The sequence below is a fragment of the Halomonas sp. SIMBA_159 genome (assembly GCF_046536035.1).
GTDB classification, from domain to species: Bacteria; Pseudomonadota; Gammaproteobacteria; order Pseudomonadales; family Halomonadaceae; genus Vreelandella; species Vreelandella venusta_A.
Window position 1 is genome coordinate 1 of sequence record NZ_JAWJBT010000481.1, and the last position, 275, is coordinate 275.

Here is a 275-nt window from a genome sequence, read left to right on the forward strand (position 1 = left end):
GTGTGGTTCGGTGAGTGGGCCAGCGATATTAGCAGTGATACGGATCGCGCTGTGTATTATGTCGGTGATACCACAGGCACCACACTCCCCACCAGCGGCACGGCGACGTATGCGGTGAAAGGGGTGAACAAGTTCTCCGGCAGCAATGATCTGAACGGCACTTTTACTGCCAACTTCTCCAACAATACCCTGAGCGGTTCGATTGCCAACAGCCAGTATACCCTGGGTGTCAATGCATCGATCAACAGCGCTACGGCTGCCTTTAACGGCACAGC

The 275-nt window shown here is 54.9% G+C and carries 1 protein-coding gene; it reads left to right on the forward strand.

Features of this window, described 5'->3' with window-relative positions:
- On the forward strand, positions 1-275 hold a 275-nt coding region (locus R0J87_RS20110), incomplete at both ends, for a HupA family protein (RefSeq protein WP_498888460.1).